The organism is Thalassospira sp. CA1 (assembly GCF_059052855.1).
Genome location: NZ_JBZCIA010000002.1, coordinates 423,462 through 441,629 on the forward strand (window position 1 = coordinate 423,462; position 18,168 = coordinate 441,629).

Sequence of the window (18,168 nt, forward strand, 5' to 3'; positions counted from 1 at the left end):
CAGGTTTGGCTGTTACCGTCCCGCCACTGCCGATCCGTGAGTCATAAATTGGCCCTGGAACAAACAAGAAGAAAATTCGGCAAGGGAGGTCAGGTCAATTTCCGGGGTCAGGTGGGCATTCATGCCTCTGAAAGCGGTGTTCGGACTCCCCTTGCTGGCGTTTTGTTCCATTGATCGTCTTGCCACTATTCGGGTGGCTGGGAAATTGCTTTAGTGTCTGGAGGAGACCCTGATGAACAAACTGTCGATGTTCTCGCGTCGCGGATTTATCGCAGCAGCCACGGCTGTTGCTGTTTCGACTGCTGCATTTGGTGCAATGGATGCCAAAGCTGCAGAAATCGACGAAATTCACTTCGTCATTCCGGGCGGCGCAGGCGGCGGCTGGGATGGCACGGCACGTGGTACCGGTGAAGCCCTGACCAAATCGGGTCTTGTTGGCACCGCGTCCTACGAAAACATGTCGGGCGGCGGCGGCGGTAAAGCTATCGCCTACATGATCGAAGCTGCTGATCGCCTTGACAACACCCTGATGGTCAACTCCACCCCGATCATCGTGCGTTCGCTGACCGGTGTCTTCCCGCAGTCGTTCCGCGACCTGACCCCGATCGCAGCCGTTGTTGCTGAATATGCAGCATTCGCTGTTCCGGCTGACAGCCCGTATCAGTCCTTCACCGACGTTGTTGACGCGGTCAAAGCTGATCCGTCCTCGGTCAAGTTCGGTGGCGGTTCGGTCCGTGGCGGTATGGACCACATCGTTGCAGCCTATGCCGTTCAGCAGGGCGGCGGCGATGCCAAACAGGTAAAATACATTCCGTATGACGCAGGCGGCAAAGCAATCGCTGGCCTTCTGTCGGGTGAAACCGAAGTTCTGTCGACCGGTCTGGGTGAGCTGCTTGAACTTGCCAAGGCAGGTCAGGTTCGCATTCTGGCTGTAACCTCGAAAGAACGCGTTGAAGCTGCTCCGGACGTTCCGTCGCTTGGTGAACTCGGCATTGATGCTGAATTCGTCAACTGGCGCGGTTACTTCGGTTCGCCGTCTCTGTCGGCTGAAAAAGCGGATGCCTATGCTGCGATCCTCAAGGACGTTCAGGCAACCCCGGAATGGGAAACCGTTCGTACCCGCAATGGCTGGGAAAAAATCTACAAGCCGCGTGCTGAGTTTTCTGCCTTCATGGAAAATCAGGAAAAGGTCGTTGGCGACCTGATGCGCGACCTTGGCTTCCTGAAATAAGCCGTTAATACACAAGTAAAAAGACCTCCGAAGGAAACCATGCCATGTCCATCAATCGCGACAAATTCGGCGCGCTGCTATTTCTTTGCCTTGCGCTGATATATGGCTTCTATGTCGATGACATCCCGCTGCTGTTTGGCGACGAGGATGCCCCGTTCAATGCCAGAACCCTCCCTAACGCCCTTGCATGGTTGCTTGGTGTGGTTTCCTTCATCCAACTGATACTGCCGACCAACAGAGAGGCCGGCAGTCTCGAACATGCATTCCGCGGTCTTAAGTGGAAACGCGTTGTTATCCTGGCAGCACTGATGGTCTTCTATGGCCTGACCATCCGCCAGCTGGGCTTCCCGATTTCAACATCGCTCTTCCTGATGGGCGGTTTTTATACGCTTGGCGAACGACGTCCGCTGGTTCTGATCCTGACGGCTGTCGGTGTCACGCTTGCTTTCTGGGGCTTGCTCTATGCCATGGGCATCTACCTGACCCCTGGCGATTTCTTCTATTATCTCGGTTGGATGTCAAACGATGCTTGAGGGAATTTTCTCCGGTCTTTCGACCGCTGTCATGCCGATCAACCTGTTGATGGTTGCGGTCGGCTGTTTCGCAGGCACCTTTATCGGGATGCTTCCCGGTCTTGGCCCAATCACTGCCATTGCCCTGATGATCCCGATCACCTACGGGTTTGATCCGTCCACCGGCCTTATTCTGATGGCGGGCGTGTATTACGGGGCAATCTTTGGTGGCTCGACCTCTTCTATTCTGATCAACGCGCCGGGTGTTGCCGGAACGGTTGCGACCGCCTTTGACGGTTACCCGATGGCCCAAAAGGGCCAGGCTGGCAAGGCACTGGCCATTGCCGCCTACTCGTCTTTCTCTGGCGGTACGATTGCTGCAATCTTCCTGCTGGTCGCCGCACCGGCACTGGCATCAGTTTCGTTGTCGTTCCAGTCGGGTGACTATTTCGCACTGATGGTGCTTGGCCTGACGGCTGTGTCTGCCTTTGCCGGCAAGGGACAGGTTCTTAAGGCGATTACCATGACCCTGTTCGGGATCATGCTTTCGACCATCGGCACCGACCCGGCGGCTGGCGTTGCCCGCTTTACCTTTGGCAGCATGGATCTTGTCGATGGCATCAGCTTCCTTTTGCTGGCCATGTCGACCTTTGCCCTTTCCGAGGCCCTGCTCTCGATCCTGCGTCCGACCAAGGACACCCGTTCCGAGGAAGAAAAGGCGCTTAAAAGCCTGGGCTCGATGAAGCTGTCTAAGGAAGAAGTCAAGATCATGATCCCGGTCATTGGCCGTTCCTCGGTTCTTGGCTTCTTTACCGGCGTTCTGCCGGGTGCCGGTGCAACGATTGCATCCTTCCTTGCATACGGCATGGAACGCAATATTGCCTCGGCCAAGGAAAAGCTCGGCTTTGGCAAAGGTTCCATCCGGGGTCTGGCGGCGCCGGAAACCGCAAACAACGCTGCGTGTTCCGGTTCCTTCGTGCCGCTTCTGACCCTTGGTATTCCGGGTTCGGGTACCACGGCTGTGATGATGGGTGCTCTGATTTCCTATGGCGTTCAGCCGGGTCCGCGTCTGTTTGTTGAACAGCCGGACGTGTTCTGGTCGGTGATCATTTCGATGTATATCGGCAATATTGTCCTGCTGGTTCTGAACCTGCCGCTGATCCCGTATATCTCGCGTCTTCTGGCCCTGCCCCAGCAGCTTCTTGTTCCGTTCGTTCTGTTCTTCTCGCTGGTTGGTGTCTATCTGGTGACCTTTAACACCATGGACATCCACATGATGGTGATTGCAGCTGCAATCGCGATCGGCCTGCGTCTTTTGAACTATCCGATGGCACCGATGCTGCTTGGCTTCATTCTGGGCAAGATGATGGAGGAAAACCTCCGTCGTGCACTGGCCATTAGTGACGGTTCCATTTCGTTCCTTTGGGAACGCCCGATCACGCTGGTGATCCTGTTGATCAGCATTCTGTTCCTTGCAGCCCCGTTGATCGGCAATCTGCGCAGCTGGTTGGCAAACCGCAAATCAGCACTTCCCAATGATGGTGAACTCTAAGATCTGCCTCTGAGCGACGTGAAGGATATTGGTAATGCGGTTTCTTGATAATCTGTCGATTGGTCCCAAAACCCTTTTGGTTCCGGTCTTCCTGATGATCGTCATTGTCGCCATGGGGATTGCCACTGTGGCAACCCTCGAAAGCGAAAAAGACACCCTTACCAGCCTTCGCGTTGAAGCCTATGAAAGGCGATCCGATGCGCTAACACTCAGCAACGCCCTGAACGAGGCGCACGGATCGCTGTTTCGTATTCTGACCTGGGACTCCAACGGCATTAATGCTGCTGTTGTGCCCGATCTTCGCGAACAGGTCGCCAAACTCGAAGAAGAACTCGCCCCCCTTGCCCAGCGCCTTGCCGCTGTGGGTGGCGATGCCTTTACCGATAACTATGAGAAATACATGGAACAGGTGAACCAGTTCCTTGTTGAAAGTGAAATGAACATCTATGGCGCGCTGGAAGTCATTGCCCAGGCTGATGAAACCTTCCAGGCCCTTCAGGCGCCACTCAACGATATCCTTGCCCAATCGCATGAAATTGCCACAACCTCGTTTGCCAATGCCTATGCGCAGGCCGAAGCCCTGCAGCGTGTCTTTGTCATCGTTGCACTGATTGTTGTGGTTGTTGCGGTTGTTGTGTCGATCTTTGTCTCCCGGCGCATTTCACGGCCAATGACCGACCTTGCCGAATTGATCGAACAAATTTCCAATGGCGATCTTGATGTGAGTGTTCGCGGCGGACAACGTGCTGACGAGATTGGCAAGGTCGCGCGCTCTGTCATGGTGCTGCGTGATCAGTCAAAGGAAGCAGAAGTCCTGCGTCAGGAACGCGAACGCGTGCGTGGCCTTGAAAGGCAGCGCCAGCAAAATCTGATCGACGCCACCAACCACTTCCAGCGCGTCGTTCAGGAAGCCCTTTCCGGCTTTGATCAGGAATTCAGCTCACTCAACGGATCTGCCAGCGACATGGAACAGATTGCAACCCTTGCCAGCGCACGTTCAGCCGACGCAAACCAGCATTCCGAGCAGGTTCTTCATCACATCGAAGCTGTTTCTCAGACGACCGCTAGCTTGTCCGAAGCCATTGCCGAAATCGGCCAGCAGGCCCAGAACTCGGCCGAGGTTGCCGGACGTGCACGTTCCGAAAGCGAACAGTCACGTGCCCTGTTTGAACAGCTGACCAACGCCACCCAACGGATTGGTGATATCGTCAGCCTGATCGAAGACATCGCCAACCAGACCAACCTGCTTGCCCTGAATGCCACCATTGAGGCCGCACGCGCCGGTGACGCCGGTAAGGGCTTTGCCGTGGTCGCGGGCGAAGTTAAAAACCTCGCATCCCAGACCGCACGCGCAACCGAAGATATCGCAAGTCAGGTCGAAGAAATTCGTGGCCTTACCGATAACGTGGTCAATGCCTTGCACGGTGTTGCGGATGTTATAGGCGAAGTGGACCAGTCGGCTGCTGCCATCGCCGCCGCCGTTGAAGAACAACAGGCCTCCACAGCCGGTATTTCTGACAGCATTCAGGATGCCAATGGCGGTATGCGGACCGTGGCCGAGGCGGTTGGTGCACTGGATAACGAAACAGCCCGCGTGCATAACGGTTCTGCAAACGTAACGCGCGCCACCAGTACATTGAATGACGAGGCCACCAAACTGCGTAACGCAATCGACGGCTTCCTTGAACAAATCGAGAAGAACAAGGCCGAAGCATAATGACGAGAACACCGGATGGTCGCTCAGGCGCCCATTGGATCAACCGACTTTCCGGTGTTTTGACACCCCAGTTTTTCAAAAAACTGTCGATTGCTTTGGCGATTGGCCTTATTGGCGGCCTGATCGCCCATTTCATCAATATGCCTCTGGCCTGGATGATGGGCCCGATGCTGGCCACGTTTGTCGCAAGCCTGCTGCGCGTGCCGATGGGTGTCCCGATGCAGTTTCGCTCTGGCATCCTTGGCGTCATCGGTATTTTCCTCGGCGCATCCTTTACCCCCGATACCCTTGATCAGGCTGCAAAGTGGCCGATCAGCATGATCGCGGTTCTGCTATATGTTCCGATCATCACATTCGTGATCACCTGTTTCTATTCCCGCATTGCCCGCCTTGACCCGGCCACAGCACTGTTTTCCGCAACTCCGGGCGGCCTGACACCGATGGTCGTTCTTGGGGCGGCTGCTGGCGGCAATGAACAGGAAATCGCCCTGACGCAGGGTTTACGTGTTTTGCTGCTGGTGATGTCGGCACCCCTGATTGTTTTGATGATCACGGGTGTTGTGGCAAACGGCCATGGCGATAGCCAATCGGTTCAAATGACACTGAACGAAGGCCTTTTGACCGCAGGTTGCGCGATCATCACAGTTCTGGTCTTTCGCAAGCTGCGCATCCCGGCGGCCTATATGACAGGTGCAATGGCGGCTAGCATGGTGTTGCATGTATCAGGCATCGTCGAGGGTAACCTGCCCGATTGGCTGCTTGCCGGAAGCCTGTTGATCCTTGGTTCTGCCATCGGCAGTCGGTTTTCGGGCGTCAAGATCGCTGTCCTTGTCCGCCTTGCGGGCTATTCGGTGCTGGCAACCTTTGTTGTCCTGGCCTTCACGGGCGGGGTTGCGTGGTTCGTATCGCAATGGCTTGATCTTGATTTCATTGCGGTATTGCTGGCCTTTGCACCGGGTGGCGTTGCTGAAATGTCATTGATTGCGCTCGCACTCAATGTCGAACCGAGCTTTGTCGCCTTTCATCATATCGTGCGCATTTTCGAGATCGTGTTGCTGGCGCCACTCCTTGCCAAGTGGTTTCAGCGCCACATGCAAAAGAAAGCCGCACGGCAAGATTAATCTGTTTCGGACGCTTCGCACGTCTGATTAGCCAAACATGTCCTTGGTAATCCCTTCATACCAGGCAACAGATTCCTCAAATGTATGCCGGCGGACATCGGCACTTTCATCGGGCTGGCTGATAAAGGATGATGTGCTGGCGATCGCGCCCTCAACATTGCCATATTGCGCCCCGACCTTGATCCCGTCATTGGTTTCGACAAGGCTCCAGCACGTATTGAGATAACGCGCTGGAAAGACCCGCGCATCCATCAGATCCGCCATCAAATGCATCACCACCACTTTCGCCTGACTGTTGGCAGCAGATCCTGACTTTGGCATGGCGCCTGCGATGGACGCATCACCGATGACAAAGATGTTCTGATCGCGTTTGGACCGCATGCTTTCGGCATCCACCGGGCAAAATCCACTGTCGTCCGACAGCCCCGCACTGATGGCAATGCTCCCGGCCTGCTGTGCTGGAATGATGTTGAGCAACGCACCGCTAAACGTATCAAAGTCGGTCTCAACCGTTCCGGCTTCGACATCGACACCCTTGATACCACCGTGGATATTGGGTCCATACCATTCCACCATGCCCGGATAGTATTTCTCCCACCCTTCTGCAAACAGACCCTGTTTGGAGAATTTCTCCTTCGGATCAAGAACAACGATCGTGCAGTCAGTGAGCCCGCGTGCCTTAAGCGTATGGGCGATCATGGAAACACGTTCATACGGGCCCGGCGGACACCGATACGGGTTGGGTGGCGCAACCATCACCACCTGATCACCATTTTTAAGGCCATCGATTTTTGATTTAAGCAATTGCGTCTGCGGCCCGGCCTGCCAGGCATGTGGGGCAATTTCCGCCAGCTCCGCCGAATATCCTGGAACACTATCGAATATCAGATCAATACCCGGCGACAGGACCAGCCGGTCATAGGGGATGGTTTCCCCGGTTGATGTGCGCACCTGATTCGCTGTGCGATCAATTTCTTCTGCCCGGGCTGTCACTTTGCGAATGTTATAATCATTGACCAGTCGATCATAGCCATGCGTGATCGAAGCAAAATCGCGATAGCCACCAAGATACAGGTTGGAGAAAAAGCAGGTCGTGTATTTCTCGGAATCCTCAATCAGGGTGATGTTGATTGCACCACCGGCCTTTTCCGCCAAATGACGGGCCACCGTCGCCCCACCGGCACCGCCGCCAACAATCACGACATTCTTGCGGCCTTGCGCGCGCAAAATGCCCGGCATTGCCATGATACCTGCACCGGCACCGAGAAACTTGTTGAACGTTCGCCTTGTGACATTGCTCATTTTCTTGTTCCTGATCCGTTGATTAACGACGTTTCACAAACTCCAACCTTTAGTCCTTCGTCGAAAAATAGGTCGCAAGCGCTGCCAATTCTTCCATACCAAGGCTTGCCATGATTGCCTGCATCACTGAGTTGTCGCGCAGGCGGTATTTGTATTCCAGCATCGCCTCGACAAAATACTCGCGCGGCAAACCATCGATCACCGGGATCGCATGATTGGCAGCGTGTCGCTGATGGCACGTCACACATTCTGTCGCGAGATAAGCGCCATAATCCGCATCACCGGGCATCGCCAATACCTGCCCGATGGCCTCACCCAATGGCATGTCCGGTGTCGGTTTCTCCGCGCCGGGCTCAGCAAACGAAAAGTTCGGGATCAAGAAGATCCCGAACGCAACACACAGCCAGATCTTATCAATGGCCAGCGCCCGAAACACGTGCGCTGTCAAAGCCCTGCCACCATCCGTTTCATGATGTTTCCGGTGACTGGTGCGCATTAATCGATCCCCGCCGCACCGTTTTCTTCATCGCCGTCCGGCGTAACATCAAGAATACGCGCGCGCATTACAATTTCGGCGGGGCCATCGCCACAGTTTTCCATGCAGGGTTCAACATTAGTCGCGAAATTTGGCTCTTCCAGACGATCGTCGGGATAGAAGTTCTCTTCGTTAGGCAACGAAATCTCGCTGAAGGTTTCATTGGACAACTCAAAGTCTTCTTCTGTGACAATATCGTTCAAATACAACAGGTAAGCTGTAATTGCGTAGGTCTGGTCAGCACTCAGCGACCGGGCATTCCCAAACGGCATTGCCCGATGGACATAGTCAAAAATCGTCGAGGCGAACGGCCAATAGGACCCGATGGTCTTGACCGGACGATCCGCCGTCAGGGTATCAAAGCCACCCGATAATACCGGCCAGCGTCCCTCACCTTCACCAAACACGCCGTGACACACCGCACAGTTTTCATCATAGAGCACGCCACCATCGGCAACCGTACCACTGCCAACAGGCAACCCGACACCGTCCGGACGCACATCAATATCCCACGCAGCAACTTCTTCGGGCAGTGCTTCGCGGCCAAGATGATAAACACCATGCTCAGGGATCACTGCATCCGCTGCATTCACAGCAGGTTCCGCTGCAGATGCGGTTTCAACAGCTGCTGCTGCCGGTGCAGACTCAGGTTCCGCTGCGGCTTGCTCTGCACTTTCCGAGAAGGTTGCCAGATAGGCGATCACATTGGCGATCTCGTCGTCCTTTTTCAGGCCGGTAAAGGCCATCTTCGTACCTTTGACATAGTCGCGCGGTTTCGCCAGATATTCGGTCAGACTGTCGTGGTCCCAGACCAAACCTTCTTCACCGGCCTTGGTCATCGCCTTGGAATATTTGAAATCCTCAAGCGATCCTGCGACACGCCCGAAGATTTCATTGAGTTCCGGTCCGACCTTGTTTTTGGCCCCTTCACCCACGGCGTGACAGGCGGCACATTTGCGGAAAACCTTCTCGCCTGCATCTGCATCTTGCGCGTTGGCATTGGTTGCCCATGCTGCGCCAAGCAGAACGATGCTTGCGGTAAACTTAAGAAACTTCGACATTTTCCGCCTCTCCGTTCGACTTCAGATACCAGGTCTGGATGCCATTATTATGATAGATCGAGTTATCGCCGCGTGCTGCACGCAGGGCGTCCTTGGTCGGCTGGACGTAACCCTGTTCGTCAATGGCACGCGATTGCAGATAAAGCGGCGATCCGTCCCAGTTGAACTCGTAATAGAAACGATGCAGCGACCGGCTAAGGCTCGGCCCGTCAATCCGGGCATGCTGCCAGTTGCGGCCACCGTCAGGCGACACATCAACGCGCTTGATCTTGCCATGGCCAGACCATGCAACGCCGGTAATGATCGTATGGCCGCGGCCATGGGTGATCGGGGCCTGCGGGCTTGGATTAGTGATGACAGATTTGACATCCATCGCCCAGGTAAAGCGCCGCGCACGGCCATCAGGCATAAGATCGGTGTATTTCGACGTCTCTTCGCGGAGCTGCCATGGCTTATCGCCGACCTCGATCCGGCGCAGCCATTTCACCCACATATTGCCTTCCCAACCCGGGACGCACAGACGCAACGGATATCCTTGTTCGGGGCGCAGGGCCTCGCCATTCATTTTGAAAGCAACAAGGCAGTCATCAAGCGCCTTTTCAATCGGGATCGAACGACCCATACCCGATGCATCGGCACCTTCGGCCAGGATCCATTTTCCGGCTGGTTTAACGCCGGCTTCTTCCAGAAGTGTACGCAGACGGACGCCGGTATACATCACGTTATGCAGCATACCGTGCGTAAACTGGCAGCCATTAAGCTGCGCGCCACGCCACTCCATGCCAGAGTTCGCCGCACATTCAAGGAAGTAGACCCGGTTTTCACGCGGGAAACGCATCAGATCCTGCATGGTAAAGACAAGCGGCTTGTCGACCAGACCATTGATCATCAGTCGATGCTCGGCCGGGTCCACTTCGGCGACCCCGCTATGATGACGCTCAAAGCAAAGACCATTTGGTGTGATGATGCCGTCAAGTTCATGCAACGGCGTAAAGTTGATCGATGATATCGGATCGGCGGTCAACCACGGCACATCACGACGCACGACATGGGCTTCAAACGGTGATGGCATCCCATAGGGTGCCGCATCCACGCCCGGACCGGAATACTGGTTCCAGTCCTTGAGTTCCGTAATCGCCGGATCCGGGGTTCCGGCCGCCAACGCTGCACCGCCACCAATTGCGGCAACCGCCGCCCCGCCGGCGGCTGTTAGCCCACCCTGAAGAAAGCTGCGCCGACTTGGCACAAAATTCTTATCTTTCTGAGGTTGTTTGGACATGGCTCTTGGTGCCCTCCCTACATATTCGATATTTTATATATATTGAGGCGAAAAATGCCCTGCCCGGTGATTGGAACCGGCCAGGTGATTTCGCCTAGTTCATTCCAATCACTTTCACGGTGTCATTGCGTGGAATATCAATGACCTTGTGACGGGTGATGTAGTTTTCCATCAGATCGTAGACCGCTGGTCCTTCAACGCCTTCGTTGACGGATGCCCAACCGGCGACAACATAACTGCGATCCGCTTCAATCGGCTCGCCAGTTTTGATCATCGTCATGTTCGAGATGCGGTTGCCGATACTTTCCTTGGGTGCGCAGCTATAGGCCATGCCACCGACACGGACCATGTCACCCCCCTGTTGGAAGAACGGATCCTTGTTAAACAGGTTGTCACAAACGTCCTCGAGGATTTCCTTGATCTGCGTACCTGTGAATTCCAGACGATAAACCGACGGGTAATTCATGCTGGTCTGGTTATAAAGATCATCGATGGTGATATCGTCACCCGGAAGCAATGTCGTACCCCAACGGAATCCCGGGCTAAATGCCAGTTCGGCATCACGTTCTTCCATGATCCCCTGACAAATCAGGTCATCCCATGTCCCGTTGAAATTACCGCGGCGATACAGCAGACCAGATGTCTTGCCGATAACGCGATTGCACTCTGCCTCATAAGGTGCGCGGACCTCGTCAATCTTGGCGGCCATTTCCGGATCGCGATCAATCACATCCGAGAACACCGGAATAAGTGCAGAATTATAATCGGTTACGCGTCCATCTTTAACTTCCAGATCAACGCGCCCCAGATATTTGCCGTGTGAACCCGATGACAAAAGCAACGTACTGCCGATCTTGATCGCCTCGGGCACGGCGTCATGGGTATGGCCGGTCAGGATGACATCAATGCCGTTCACAACGGTCGCCAGTTTCTGGTCCACGTCAAATCCGTTATGCGACAACAGGACGACCACAGCGGCCCCGGCCTCGCGCGCAGCATCGACATTGGCCTGAATAACTTCCGGGCGAATACCAAACGACCAGTTCGGGATCATCCAGCGCGGATTGGCAATCGGGGTATAGGGCATGGCCTGCCCGATCACCGCAACCTTATGTCCGCCGGTTTCATAGAACGCGGTATGTTCGAAAACCGGTTCATCCCATTCCGTGTCAAAGACGTTGCTGGCGAGGAACGGATAACCGAGATCATCAACGATCTCCTTGACCCGGTCTTCGCCAAAGGTGAATTCCCAGTGCCCAACCATCGCATCCGGCTTGAGCAGCTTCATGCAATCAACCATGTCCTGCCCATTGGTCTTGAGCGACGTATAGGACCCCTGCCAGGTATCACCGCCATCAAGGAACAGAACGTTGCTATCCCCGCGCTCGGCACGGATTGCCTTGACCAGCGTCGCGGTGCGATCAAGGCCGCCAAGGCGTCCATAAGTCCGCGCCATATCGACATAATCGACCATGGTATGCGCATAGGCGAGCGGACTGCCACGCTTAATCCCGAAGTGGGACAGGAATTCCTCACCGACCAGATGCGGCGGAATGCCTTCAAACGCCCCGACACCGTAGTTTTCTGATGGCGGGCGGAAATAGACAGGCTTTAGCTGGGCATGAACATCGGTGAAGTGCAAAAGCGTAATGTTGCCTTTGCTGTCAAACCTCAAAAGATCGTCCTGGGTCAGACGCTGTTGGGCGGCGACACGGGTCAAACTGCCCATATAGCCGGTCGCTGCGGTGGTCACAGCAGCCCATTGCAAAAATTCACGGCGCGAAAACATTTATTGGTGGCCTCCGGGCAATATTCACCTGTTCGGCAACGCGGCCGAGGCATTTAAAGGAAGAAAGGCGGGGCAACCGGGAGGATAAGCCAATCACCCCTGTAGTAACTTTTGGGCCCTATTGGCGAACTGCCGGTGTCTCGACGGACAAGCCGGTCCCACGCCAGGTCACATAGACCTCAAGCGCCATCAGTTCGTCAGAAAACGCAGCCGGGAATTCCGCACGGGTATCACGGATGCAACCGCGGAAACGGTTATGCAGTGACACCAGGCTGGCCTGCTTCAGGCGATAGGTCGGGAACCCGTTCACATTGCCCTGACTGAGATGGTCGGCGCGAATGTAGTTGCCATTGTTCTGTTCATGACAGGATGCACAGGACAGATTGAGCTGCCCGGTCCGGGTGTAATAAAGCTCGTTGCCCTTCTCCCACCAGCTTTGCATGTGCCCTTCGGCAAGATCGATGGCAACCGGCGTGCCCAACGACTGATGTTTGACATAGGCGGTCAACGCCTTCTGTTCAGGGGCGTCAAACTTATAGGCATCTGCCCCCATCTCTTCGGTGCGGCACTTGTTGATCTGAAGTTCCACATTGATCGGGCGGTTGGATGCTTCATCCCACTTCGGGAAGCTTGCCCCGACACCAGCCATGCTTTCCTCGGCATCCCCGTGACAAGATGCGCAGGATTTACCAGCACTTCCGTCAACCGTATTCCAAAGATCCGCACCGTCCTGCACTTCAAGCATTCCGGGGTTTTCAAAGGTATCAGTTTCCAAAAGACGCGTTTCTTCGGTTCGATACAGCCAACCTGACAGCACCTCGTCAAGCGGGTGACCTTCTGGCGGTGCCGCCCGGGTGATCATCTGGATTTCGCCGTCAATGACGAGTTCATCGTCAACCGGCCCACCGGCAAACGCAATCCCCGGGACAAGTGCGGTCATGGCAACCGCAGCAGCTTTGGCTATGATTTGGTTTCTCAAGACATTCCCTCCCGATGCAGTGGCGGGCCCGTGATCACCTGGATCAAGGACCCGTCCCGAATCATTTTATGGCGATCTTGTTTTCAGTCTCGTAGACAGAACCGTCATCATCCAACCAGCTGAACTTGAATGTTCCAGCCTCGTTAACCTTGGCGGAAAACTCGATATAGGGGTTGGCGGAAATTGCCGGCTCGAGTTCACAGGAAAACACGGGCTTGCCGTTGAATTCACAGGTGAACTTGTTGATGATCTGGCGCGGGATGAGATTGCCATCCTTGCCCTTGCGCAAACCTGATTCCATCGGATGGTTGATCAGGGTCTTGATGGTGATGATCTCACCAGCCGATGCGGATTTCGGCACTTTTACACGCGGCTTGATATTGTCCATTTGACTTTCTCCCGATCCGATCAGCCGCCGCAACCACCGATGGTCACTTTGACTTCTTTTTTATCCATGAAAACCTGCCCCTTGCTGGTCTTTGCGACCGCAACCACATTCTGGGTTTTCGCAAGACGCATGCGGGTTTTCGCTTCGGCTGCACCGCTCATCGGCGTGAAGTGGAATACAGCGACATCCGGATTTGGATTGCCTTCGGCATAGATGACAACCGACTCAACGTAATCGTCATCCGTCATCGGGCTTGCCACAGACACCTCGATCGGTACGGTGTTGCCGTTTTCGGCAATTTCCGGCGTCGTCAGGGTCAGGTCACCACCCATCGCGGGTTCTTTACCACCGGCAAAGTTTTTGATGCTTTCGGCTGTGGCTTCCGGCGTGGCAGAGGCGGACAGCGAGAAGCCGAACACTCCGGCTGCAGCTGCACCGACCGATGCACAAAGCATTTGGCGTCGTGTGAGATTCATCTTGGTTCCTCGGTGGTTGTTATTCTTTGAGCGTCGCCAAATAGGCCACGACATCTTCAACTTCCTGCGCGGTCAGGATTGTTTTGCCGACCAGATCTTCGCGGACATTGATGCCGACATTCAGCGAATAGAAGCCCGGCATAACCGTCTCTTCGGAGAAAACTTCTTTGGCATCAGCCACGATGGCACGAAGTTCACCCTCACTCCAGCGGTCGGCAGCACCGTCAAGCGGCGGCCCGACTTCGCCGTGGAACAGCTGGTCGCTTTGATCTTTGACCGCGTGACATGCCAGACAGTTGCCAAGGCTGCGATTGGCAAACACCTTACGCCCGTTTTCCGGGTCCCCCGGCTGGCTGGTCAATGACTGGGATACAGACATGTCATCGAATTTGACATCGGCAGGTGCAAGTGCATCAGCTGCGGCAAGGGCCGGAAGGCCAACGATCAGGCACGCAAGAAAGGTTCTTGGTTTCCAATACATGGCGTTGTGGTTCCTCCTGTGACGATGCCCCTGCCCTCTGTGTGGCATATGAACATCCCCGGTCTGACATCTGGCGGCTCTGACGTCGCCTTTAGTTCAAGTTATTCAAACTCAACTTTTAATTCAACACATAAATATGATATTTTTAATGTTTCATGTGCTGAACTATTAATTGTGCATGCATTCCAAGGGGTTGCTACTGCCCCAATCGCCCCTCTTCCTGAAGCTTCTGAATGATGCGGGCATGATATTTCTGGAAGTGCTCGTCGGTTTCATAGCCCTTCTCGTTCACCCAGCGAAACATATTCAGGAACGTCCATTTGCCAAACGCGCCCGGCATGGTCGCAACCGCGGCCTCGGCGACATTCTTGCCGTCTTCCGGTGCTTCTTCAGGCAGAAAAACGATGGTCGGGGTAAAGACATAGCCCCACTTGCGGGCGGCGGTTTTCTCGCTCAGCACGTCGCCATCGAGATCAATCACTTCTTCGTCGCCAAACATGTTGTATTGGACGACCTTGAAGTTCTCCTTGATGTAATCGGACACCTCTGGATCGCTCAGCAGTTCGGTATGCATCTTGGCGCAATAGATGCAGCCGCGCTGTTCAAAGATCATCACCAGACGCTTGTTTTCATCACGGGCAGCCGCAATATCGTCGGCAATGTCGCGAAATGTGATGGAAAACCAGTCCTGCTTGTGCAGGCCATCTTCGCCAATGGTTTCCGCGTCCGATCCTTGTGACCAACTCATTACCAGCAAACCGGCGAGCAGATATTTTGCCAAAGGCACTCCACGCAGCAGATGATGCGTATTCATGACGCAACTCCTATCCGAGGGTCGAAAGCGAGGGGAAAGTCTCAAGCAACCATTGGGCGATGGCCGACATTTGCCCGGTCATAAACAAGATACCGGTCAACACCAACAAGACCCCCATCGCACGTTCAACAGTGTGCATGTGTCGTTTGAATTTTCGGGACCAGCCAACGAACTGCCCGGCGAAAAGCCCCGCCAGCGCAAAGGGTAAACCGATTCCCAGCGAATAAACCGCAAGCAACCCTGCCCCGCGCAATGCCGTGCTTTCCGCCCCGGCAACAAACAGGATCGCGGCCAATGCTGGCCCCACGCAGGGTGTCCAGCCAAAGGCAAAGGCAAGCCCCATCACATAGGCCCCGACAAGACCCGCCGGCTTTTTCGCCACATTGACCCGTGCATCGCGATACAAAAGCGATATCCGGAAAACCCCCATGAAATGGAGGCCCATGACCGCAATCATGATCCCCGCGATGATCGATAAGATGTCAAAATAGCTCGCCAGTGACTGACCAATGACGCTCGCCGTCGCACCGAGTGCGATGAAAATCGTGCTAAAACCCGCAACAAAGGCCAATGCCGTAAAGAACACCTGACGTGACTTCGCACTTGCGACTGCACGATCATCTAGATCCGCAACACTGACCCCTGCCAGATAAGCAAGGTATGGCGGCACAATCGGCAAAACACAGGGCGTAAAGAACGACAACACCCCCGCAAGGAAGGCTGCGCCGAAACCAATATCGAGCAATTCATGTTCCTCCCGGCGCTGTGGGTATCTGATTTTGGAATTTGTTTATCAGCGCCCCTTCAAAGCATAGTATTTTTCATATATATAATTCAATCATAACTTTATGTAGAATTCAGGCATATGAAAAAACCTTACATTTCCGGGGCGTTCCGGATCATCCCAGCCATGCTTTTCGCATCACAGATGTGGATTGGCTCTGCATTGGCGACCGAATTACTGATGCTTGAACAGAAGGGATGCGCATGGTGTGTGCGCTGGCATCAGGAAATCGGCGAAGCCTACCCCAACACCGAACAGGGCAAACTGGCCCCTCTTCGCCGTGTTGATATTCATGAATGGCCCGAAGACCTTGAACACATCGCGCGTGAACGTGTTACACCGACATTCGTGTTAATCAGCAACAACCGGGAAGTCGCCCGCCTGCGAGGTTATCCCGGCGATCATTTTTTCTGGCCGATGCTTGACGATATGCTCTCGCAATTGCCGAACGATTAGGAAAACTGTATATTCGGTTTGAAGCACAGTATCCAGTCGTGTATTGACCTGGATGTCTGGTATAATCGGACATCTAATCGCTTTGGCCCTTTAACCGACGAGCACAGCAAACGATGGCCCTACCACGTTTCAAGCAAAACATGGACTCGACCGAAGCCGAAGCTCTCCTCAAGCAGGCGCGCAAGGCCAGCGAGATGCTCAAGGCGCTGTCGCACGAGACACGCTTGCTGATCCTTTGCATCCTGCAGGAAGGCGAAAAGTCGGTATCCGATCTCGAAGAAATTCTGTCCATGCCCCAGGCTGTTGTATCCCAACAACTGGCACGGCTTCGCATTGACGGTCTGGTCTCGGCCCGCCGCGAAGGCCGCATGATCTATTACCGCATTGTCGATACGGAAATGGCGACCATCATTGGCACGCTTTATGACCTGTTCTGTGCCCCGGTCCGCGACGAAGAAAAAGCCGCTGCCGAATAGGCGACAACTGCTGATCGAAAAAGCTTCCTTGAATTAGAACAGAAAAAACGTCACGATTCCGCCGACGCCTTGGCAAAAAATTACAATCAACAAGGCGGGAGGAAAACGTCATGCTGGGTTTGGATAATCCTTGGGCCCTGCCGCTTGTCGGTGTTTTGACCGGCATCGTGGTGGGATTTGTCGCACGTCGACAACATTTCTGCACGATGGCAGCCCTTGAACGCTATTGGTTTGCCGCCAATAGCATCGGCCTGCGCGCCTGGGTGCTGGCGGCCATCACCGCACTGATTTGCACCCAAACGTTTATCGCCATTGGCGTTATCGATCTTTCAAACAGTTTCTACATCACCCCGACCCTGCCTATTGCGGGCAGCATTCTGGGCGGGCTGATGTTTGGCTTTGGCATGGCTTTTGTCGGCACATGCGGATTTGGGGCCATCATTCGTCTGGGCGGGGGCAACCTGCGTGCGCTGGTCGTCCTGACCGGTATCGGACTGGCGGCCATTGCTGCCCTTCGCGGCGTAACGGGCCATTTTCGTGTCTGGTTTCTTGATCCGCTGTCGATTGAGTTCACGTCAGCCGGATCGCAATCGATTGGCGCGATCGCATCAAACGCCAGCGGATTTGATCTGCACTATCCGATTGCCCTACTGATCAGTGCCATCGGGCTTTGGTGGGTCTTTCGCAGTTCTGATTTCCGTGCCGAACGCGCCAAGGCGCTTGGCGCCATCACAATTGGTGCCTGCATATCGCTTGGTTGGATCTGGACGACGAGCTTTGCAAAATATCGCTTTGTTGAAACCCAGATCGAGGCAGGCTCCTTTGTCACCCCGGTTGGCGATACAATCATGCAGATCATCACCGTTACCGGGGCCCTGCCCGATTACGGGGTTGGATTGGTGATTGGGGTGTTTCTGGGCGCGGCACTGGCAGCTTGGAAAAGCAACGACATGCGCTGGGAAGCCTGCGATGACGCCCGCGAACTTGGTCGCCACCTGCTTGGCGCATTTTTGATGGGAACTGGCGGCGTTTTTGCCCTTGGCTGCACCATCGGCCAAGGTGTCAGCGCGTTCTCCACACTGGCAATCTCTTCGCCAATTGTGATGATCTCGATTGCCATCGGGGCACGGGTGGGTCTTGGCGTTCTTCTTGAAGGATCACCGTTCGGGTTCCTGCGCGCAATATCGCTGCGCAAGCACGGTTAAACCAAGACCC

19 protein-coding genes are annotated in these 18,168 nt (G+C 54.8%); 8 read left to right on the top strand and 11 right to left on the bottom strand.

All coding sequences use genetic code 11. From position 1 onward, the window contains the following. The first annotated feature begins 232 nt into the window (after window positions 1–232). Genes AC5Q5A_RS06050 through AC5Q5A_RS06070 form a run of 5 tightly spaced genes read left to right on the top strand, consistent with a single transcriptional unit; the run spans window position 233 to window position 6,133 of the window. A complete protein-coding gene (locus AC5Q5A_RS06050; RefSeq protein WP_174713879.1) occupies window positions 233–1,231 on the top strand; it encodes a tripartite tricarboxylate transporter substrate binding protein in 999 nt (332 codons plus the stop codon). A 44-nt stretch (window positions 1,232–1,275) separates the two neighbouring features. Then, a complete protein-coding gene (locus AC5Q5A_RS06055; protein ID WP_064781406.1) occupies window positions 1,276–1,764 on the top strand; it encodes a tripartite tricarboxylate transporter TctB family protein in 489 nt (162 codons plus the stop codon). Next, window positions 1,757–3,295, top strand: coding sequence for a tripartite tricarboxylate transporter permease (locus tag AC5Q5A_RS06060; protein ID WP_008891055.1), 1,539 nt, complete (start codon window positions 1,757–1,759; stop codon window positions 3,293–3,295). Before AC5Q5A_RS06055 ends, AC5Q5A_RS06060 begins: the two co-directional genes overlap by 8 nt. A 34-nt stretch (window positions 3,296–3,329) precedes the next feature. Further along, window positions 3,330–5,012, top strand: coding sequence for a methyl-accepting chemotaxis protein (locus AC5Q5A_RS06065; RefSeq protein WP_493894688.1), 1,683 nt, complete (start codon window positions 3,330–3,332; stop codon window positions 5,010–5,012). After that, on the top strand, window positions 5,012–6,133 hold the full coding sequence (locus AC5Q5A_RS06070; protein ID WP_493894689.1) for an AbrB family transcriptional regulator: 1,122 nt from the start codon (window positions 5,012–5,014) through the stop codon (window positions 6,131–6,133). Before AC5Q5A_RS06065 ends, AC5Q5A_RS06070 begins: the two co-directional genes overlap by 1 nt. A gap of 27 nt (window positions 6,134–6,160) precedes the next feature. On the opposite strand, the gene AC5Q5A_RS06075 is transcribed toward AC5Q5A_RS06070, so the two are convergent. The 11 genes from AC5Q5A_RS06075 to AC5Q5A_RS06125 form a co-directional block, all read right to left on the bottom strand. Next, window positions 6,161–7,435, bottom strand: coding sequence for an NAD(P)/FAD-dependent oxidoreductase (locus AC5Q5A_RS06075; protein ID WP_493894690.1), 1,275 nt, complete (start codon window positions 7,433–7,435; stop codon window positions 6,161–6,163). Window positions 7,436–7,484: 49 nt separating this feature from the next. Further along, window positions 7,485–7,883, bottom strand: a complete 399-nt coding sequence (locus AC5Q5A_RS06080; RefSeq protein WP_493894691.1) for a c-type cytochrome — start codon at window positions 7,881–7,883, stop codon at window positions 7,485–7,487. A gap of 47 nt (window positions 7,884–7,930) precedes the next feature. Next, window positions 7,931–9,031: a c-type cytochrome gene (locus tag AC5Q5A_RS06085; protein WP_493894692.1), complete on the bottom strand. Its 1,101-nt coding sequence runs from the start codon at window positions 9,029–9,031 to the stop codon at window positions 7,931–7,933. Continuing rightward, on the bottom strand, window positions 9,015–10,310 hold the full coding sequence (soxC, locus tag AC5Q5A_RS06090; protein WP_493894693.1) for a sulfite dehydrogenase: 1,296 nt from the start codon (window positions 10,308–10,310) through the stop codon (window positions 9,015–9,017). The genes AC5Q5A_RS06085 and soxC overlap by 17 nt, the downstream gene beginning before the upstream one ends. Before the next feature lie 94 nt (window positions 10,311–10,404). Further along, a complete protein-coding gene (gene soxB / locus AC5Q5A_RS06095) occupies window positions 10,405–12,099 on the bottom strand; it encodes a thiosulfohydrolase SoxB (protein ID WP_493894694.1) in 1,695 nt (564 codons plus the stop codon). A gap of 118 nt (window positions 12,100–12,217) precedes the next feature. Beyond that, window positions 12,218–13,078: a sulfur oxidation c-type cytochrome SoxA gene (gene soxA, locus AC5Q5A_RS06100; protein WP_493894695.1), complete on the bottom strand. Its 861-nt coding sequence runs from the start codon at window positions 13,076–13,078 to the stop codon at window positions 12,218–12,220. A gap of 61 nt (window positions 13,079–13,139) precedes the next feature. Next, the gene (gene soxZ, locus AC5Q5A_RS06105; protein WP_063089497.1) at window positions 13,140–13,466 is read right to left on the bottom strand and encodes a thiosulfate oxidation carrier complex protein SoxZ; all 327 of its coding nucleotides are present in this window, start codon (window positions 13,464–13,466) and stop codon (window positions 13,140–13,142) included. 20 nt (window positions 13,467–13,486) lie between these two features. Then, window positions 13,487–13,942 (bottom strand): thiosulfate oxidation carrier protein SoxY, encoded by a 456-nt coding sequence (gene soxY / locus AC5Q5A_RS06110; protein ID WP_008891065.1) that lies wholly within the window; start codon window positions 13,940–13,942, stop codon window positions 13,487–13,489. A 19-nt stretch (window positions 13,943–13,961) separates the two neighbouring features. After that, complete coding sequence (gene soxX, locus AC5Q5A_RS06115) at window positions 13,962–14,423, bottom strand: sulfur oxidation c-type cytochrome SoxX (RefSeq protein ID WP_493894696.1); 462 nt, start codon at window positions 14,421–14,423, stop codon at window positions 13,962–13,964. Between the two features lie 196 nt (window positions 14,424–14,619). Further along, complete coding sequence (locus AC5Q5A_RS06120) at window positions 14,620–15,237, bottom strand: SoxW family protein (protein WP_493894697.1); 618 nt, start codon at window positions 15,235–15,237, stop codon at window positions 14,620–14,622. 10 nt (window positions 15,238–15,247) lie between these two features. Continuing rightward, window positions 15,248–15,982, bottom strand: a complete 735-nt coding sequence (locus AC5Q5A_RS06125) for a cytochrome c biogenesis CcdA family protein (protein WP_475352096.1) — start codon at window positions 15,980–15,982, stop codon at window positions 15,248–15,250. A 165-nt stretch (window positions 15,983–16,147) separates the two neighbouring features. Here AC5Q5A_RS06125 and AC5Q5A_RS06130 point away from each other — a divergent pair, with 165 nt between their 5' ends. The 3 genes from AC5Q5A_RS06130 (at window position 16,148) to AC5Q5A_RS06140 (ending at window position 18,158) form a co-directional block, all read left to right on the top strand. Continuing rightward, entirely contained in the window at window positions 16,148–16,477 is a 330-nt protein-coding gene (locus AC5Q5A_RS06130) for a thioredoxin domain-containing protein (RefSeq protein WP_493894698.1), read from the top strand. Window positions 16,478–16,590: 113 nt separating this feature from the next. Beyond that, window positions 16,591–16,953, top strand: coding sequence for an ArsR/SmtB family transcription factor (locus AC5Q5A_RS06135; protein WP_040823953.1), 363 nt, complete (start codon window positions 16,591–16,593; stop codon window positions 16,951–16,953). Between the two features lie 110 nt (window positions 16,954–17,063). Continuing rightward, complete coding sequence (locus AC5Q5A_RS06140; protein ID WP_493894699.1) at window positions 17,064–18,158, top strand: YeeE/YedE family protein; 1,095 nt, start codon at window positions 17,064–17,066, stop codon at window positions 18,156–18,158. Window positions 18,159–18,168: the final 10 nt, after the last annotated feature.

Coding starts and splice junctions, on each gene's coding strand:
- AC5Q5A_RS06050 (WP_174713879.1), top strand. CDS start 233: ATGAACAAACTGTCGATGTTCTCGCGTCGCGGATTTATCGCAGCAGCC.
- AC5Q5A_RS06055 (WP_064781406.1), top strand. CDS start 1,276: ATGTCCATCAATCGCGACAAATTCGGCGCGCTGCTATTTCTTTGCCTT.
- AC5Q5A_RS06060 (WP_008891055.1), top strand. CDS start 1,757: ATGCTTGAGGGAATTTTCTCCGGTCTTTCGACCGCTGTCATGCCGATC.
- AC5Q5A_RS06065 (WP_493894688.1), top strand. CDS start 3,330: ATGCGGTTTCTTGATAATCTGTCGATTGGTCCCAAAACCCTTTTGGTT.
- AC5Q5A_RS06070 (WP_493894689.1), top strand. CDS start 5,012: ATGACGAGAACACCGGATGGTCGCTCAGGCGCCCATTGGATCAACCGA.
- AC5Q5A_RS06075 (WP_493894690.1), bottom strand. CDS start 7,435: ATGAGCAATGTCACAAGGCGAACGTTCAACAAGTTTCTCGGTGCCGGT.
- AC5Q5A_RS06085 (WP_493894692.1), bottom strand. CDS start 9,031: ATGTCGAAGTTTCTTAAGTTTACCGCAAGCATCGTTCTGCTTGGCGCA.
- soxC (WP_493894693.1), bottom strand. CDS start 10,310: ATGTCCAAACAACCTCAGAAAGATAAGAATTTTGTGCCAAGTCGGCGC.
- soxB (WP_493894694.1), bottom strand. CDS start 12,099: ATGTTTTCGCGCCGTGAATTTTTGCAATGGGCTGCTGTGACCACCGCA.
- soxZ (WP_063089497.1), bottom strand. CDS start 13,466: ATGGACAATATCAAGCCGCGTGTAAAAGTGCCGAAATCCGCATCGGCT.
- soxY (WP_008891065.1), bottom strand. CDS start 13,942: ATGAATCTCACACGACGCCAAATGCTTTGTGCATCGGTCGGTGCAGCT.
- soxX (WP_493894696.1), bottom strand. CDS start 14,423: ATGTATTGGAAACCAAGAACCTTTCTTGCGTGCCTGATCGTTGGCCTT.
- AC5Q5A_RS06120 (WP_493894697.1), bottom strand. CDS start 15,237: ATGAATACGCATCATCTGCTGCGTGGAGTGCCTTTGGCAAAATATCTG.
- AC5Q5A_RS06130 (WP_493894698.1), top strand. CDS start 16,148: ATGCTTTTCGCATCACAGATGTGGATTGGCTCTGCATTGGCGACCGAA.
- AC5Q5A_RS06135 (WP_040823953.1), top strand. CDS start 16,591: ATGGCCCTACCACGTTTCAAGCAAAACATGGACTCGACCGAAGCCGAA.
- AC5Q5A_RS06140 (WP_493894699.1), top strand. CDS start 17,064: ATGCTGGGTTTGGATAATCCTTGGGCCCTGCCGCTTGTCGGTGTTTTG.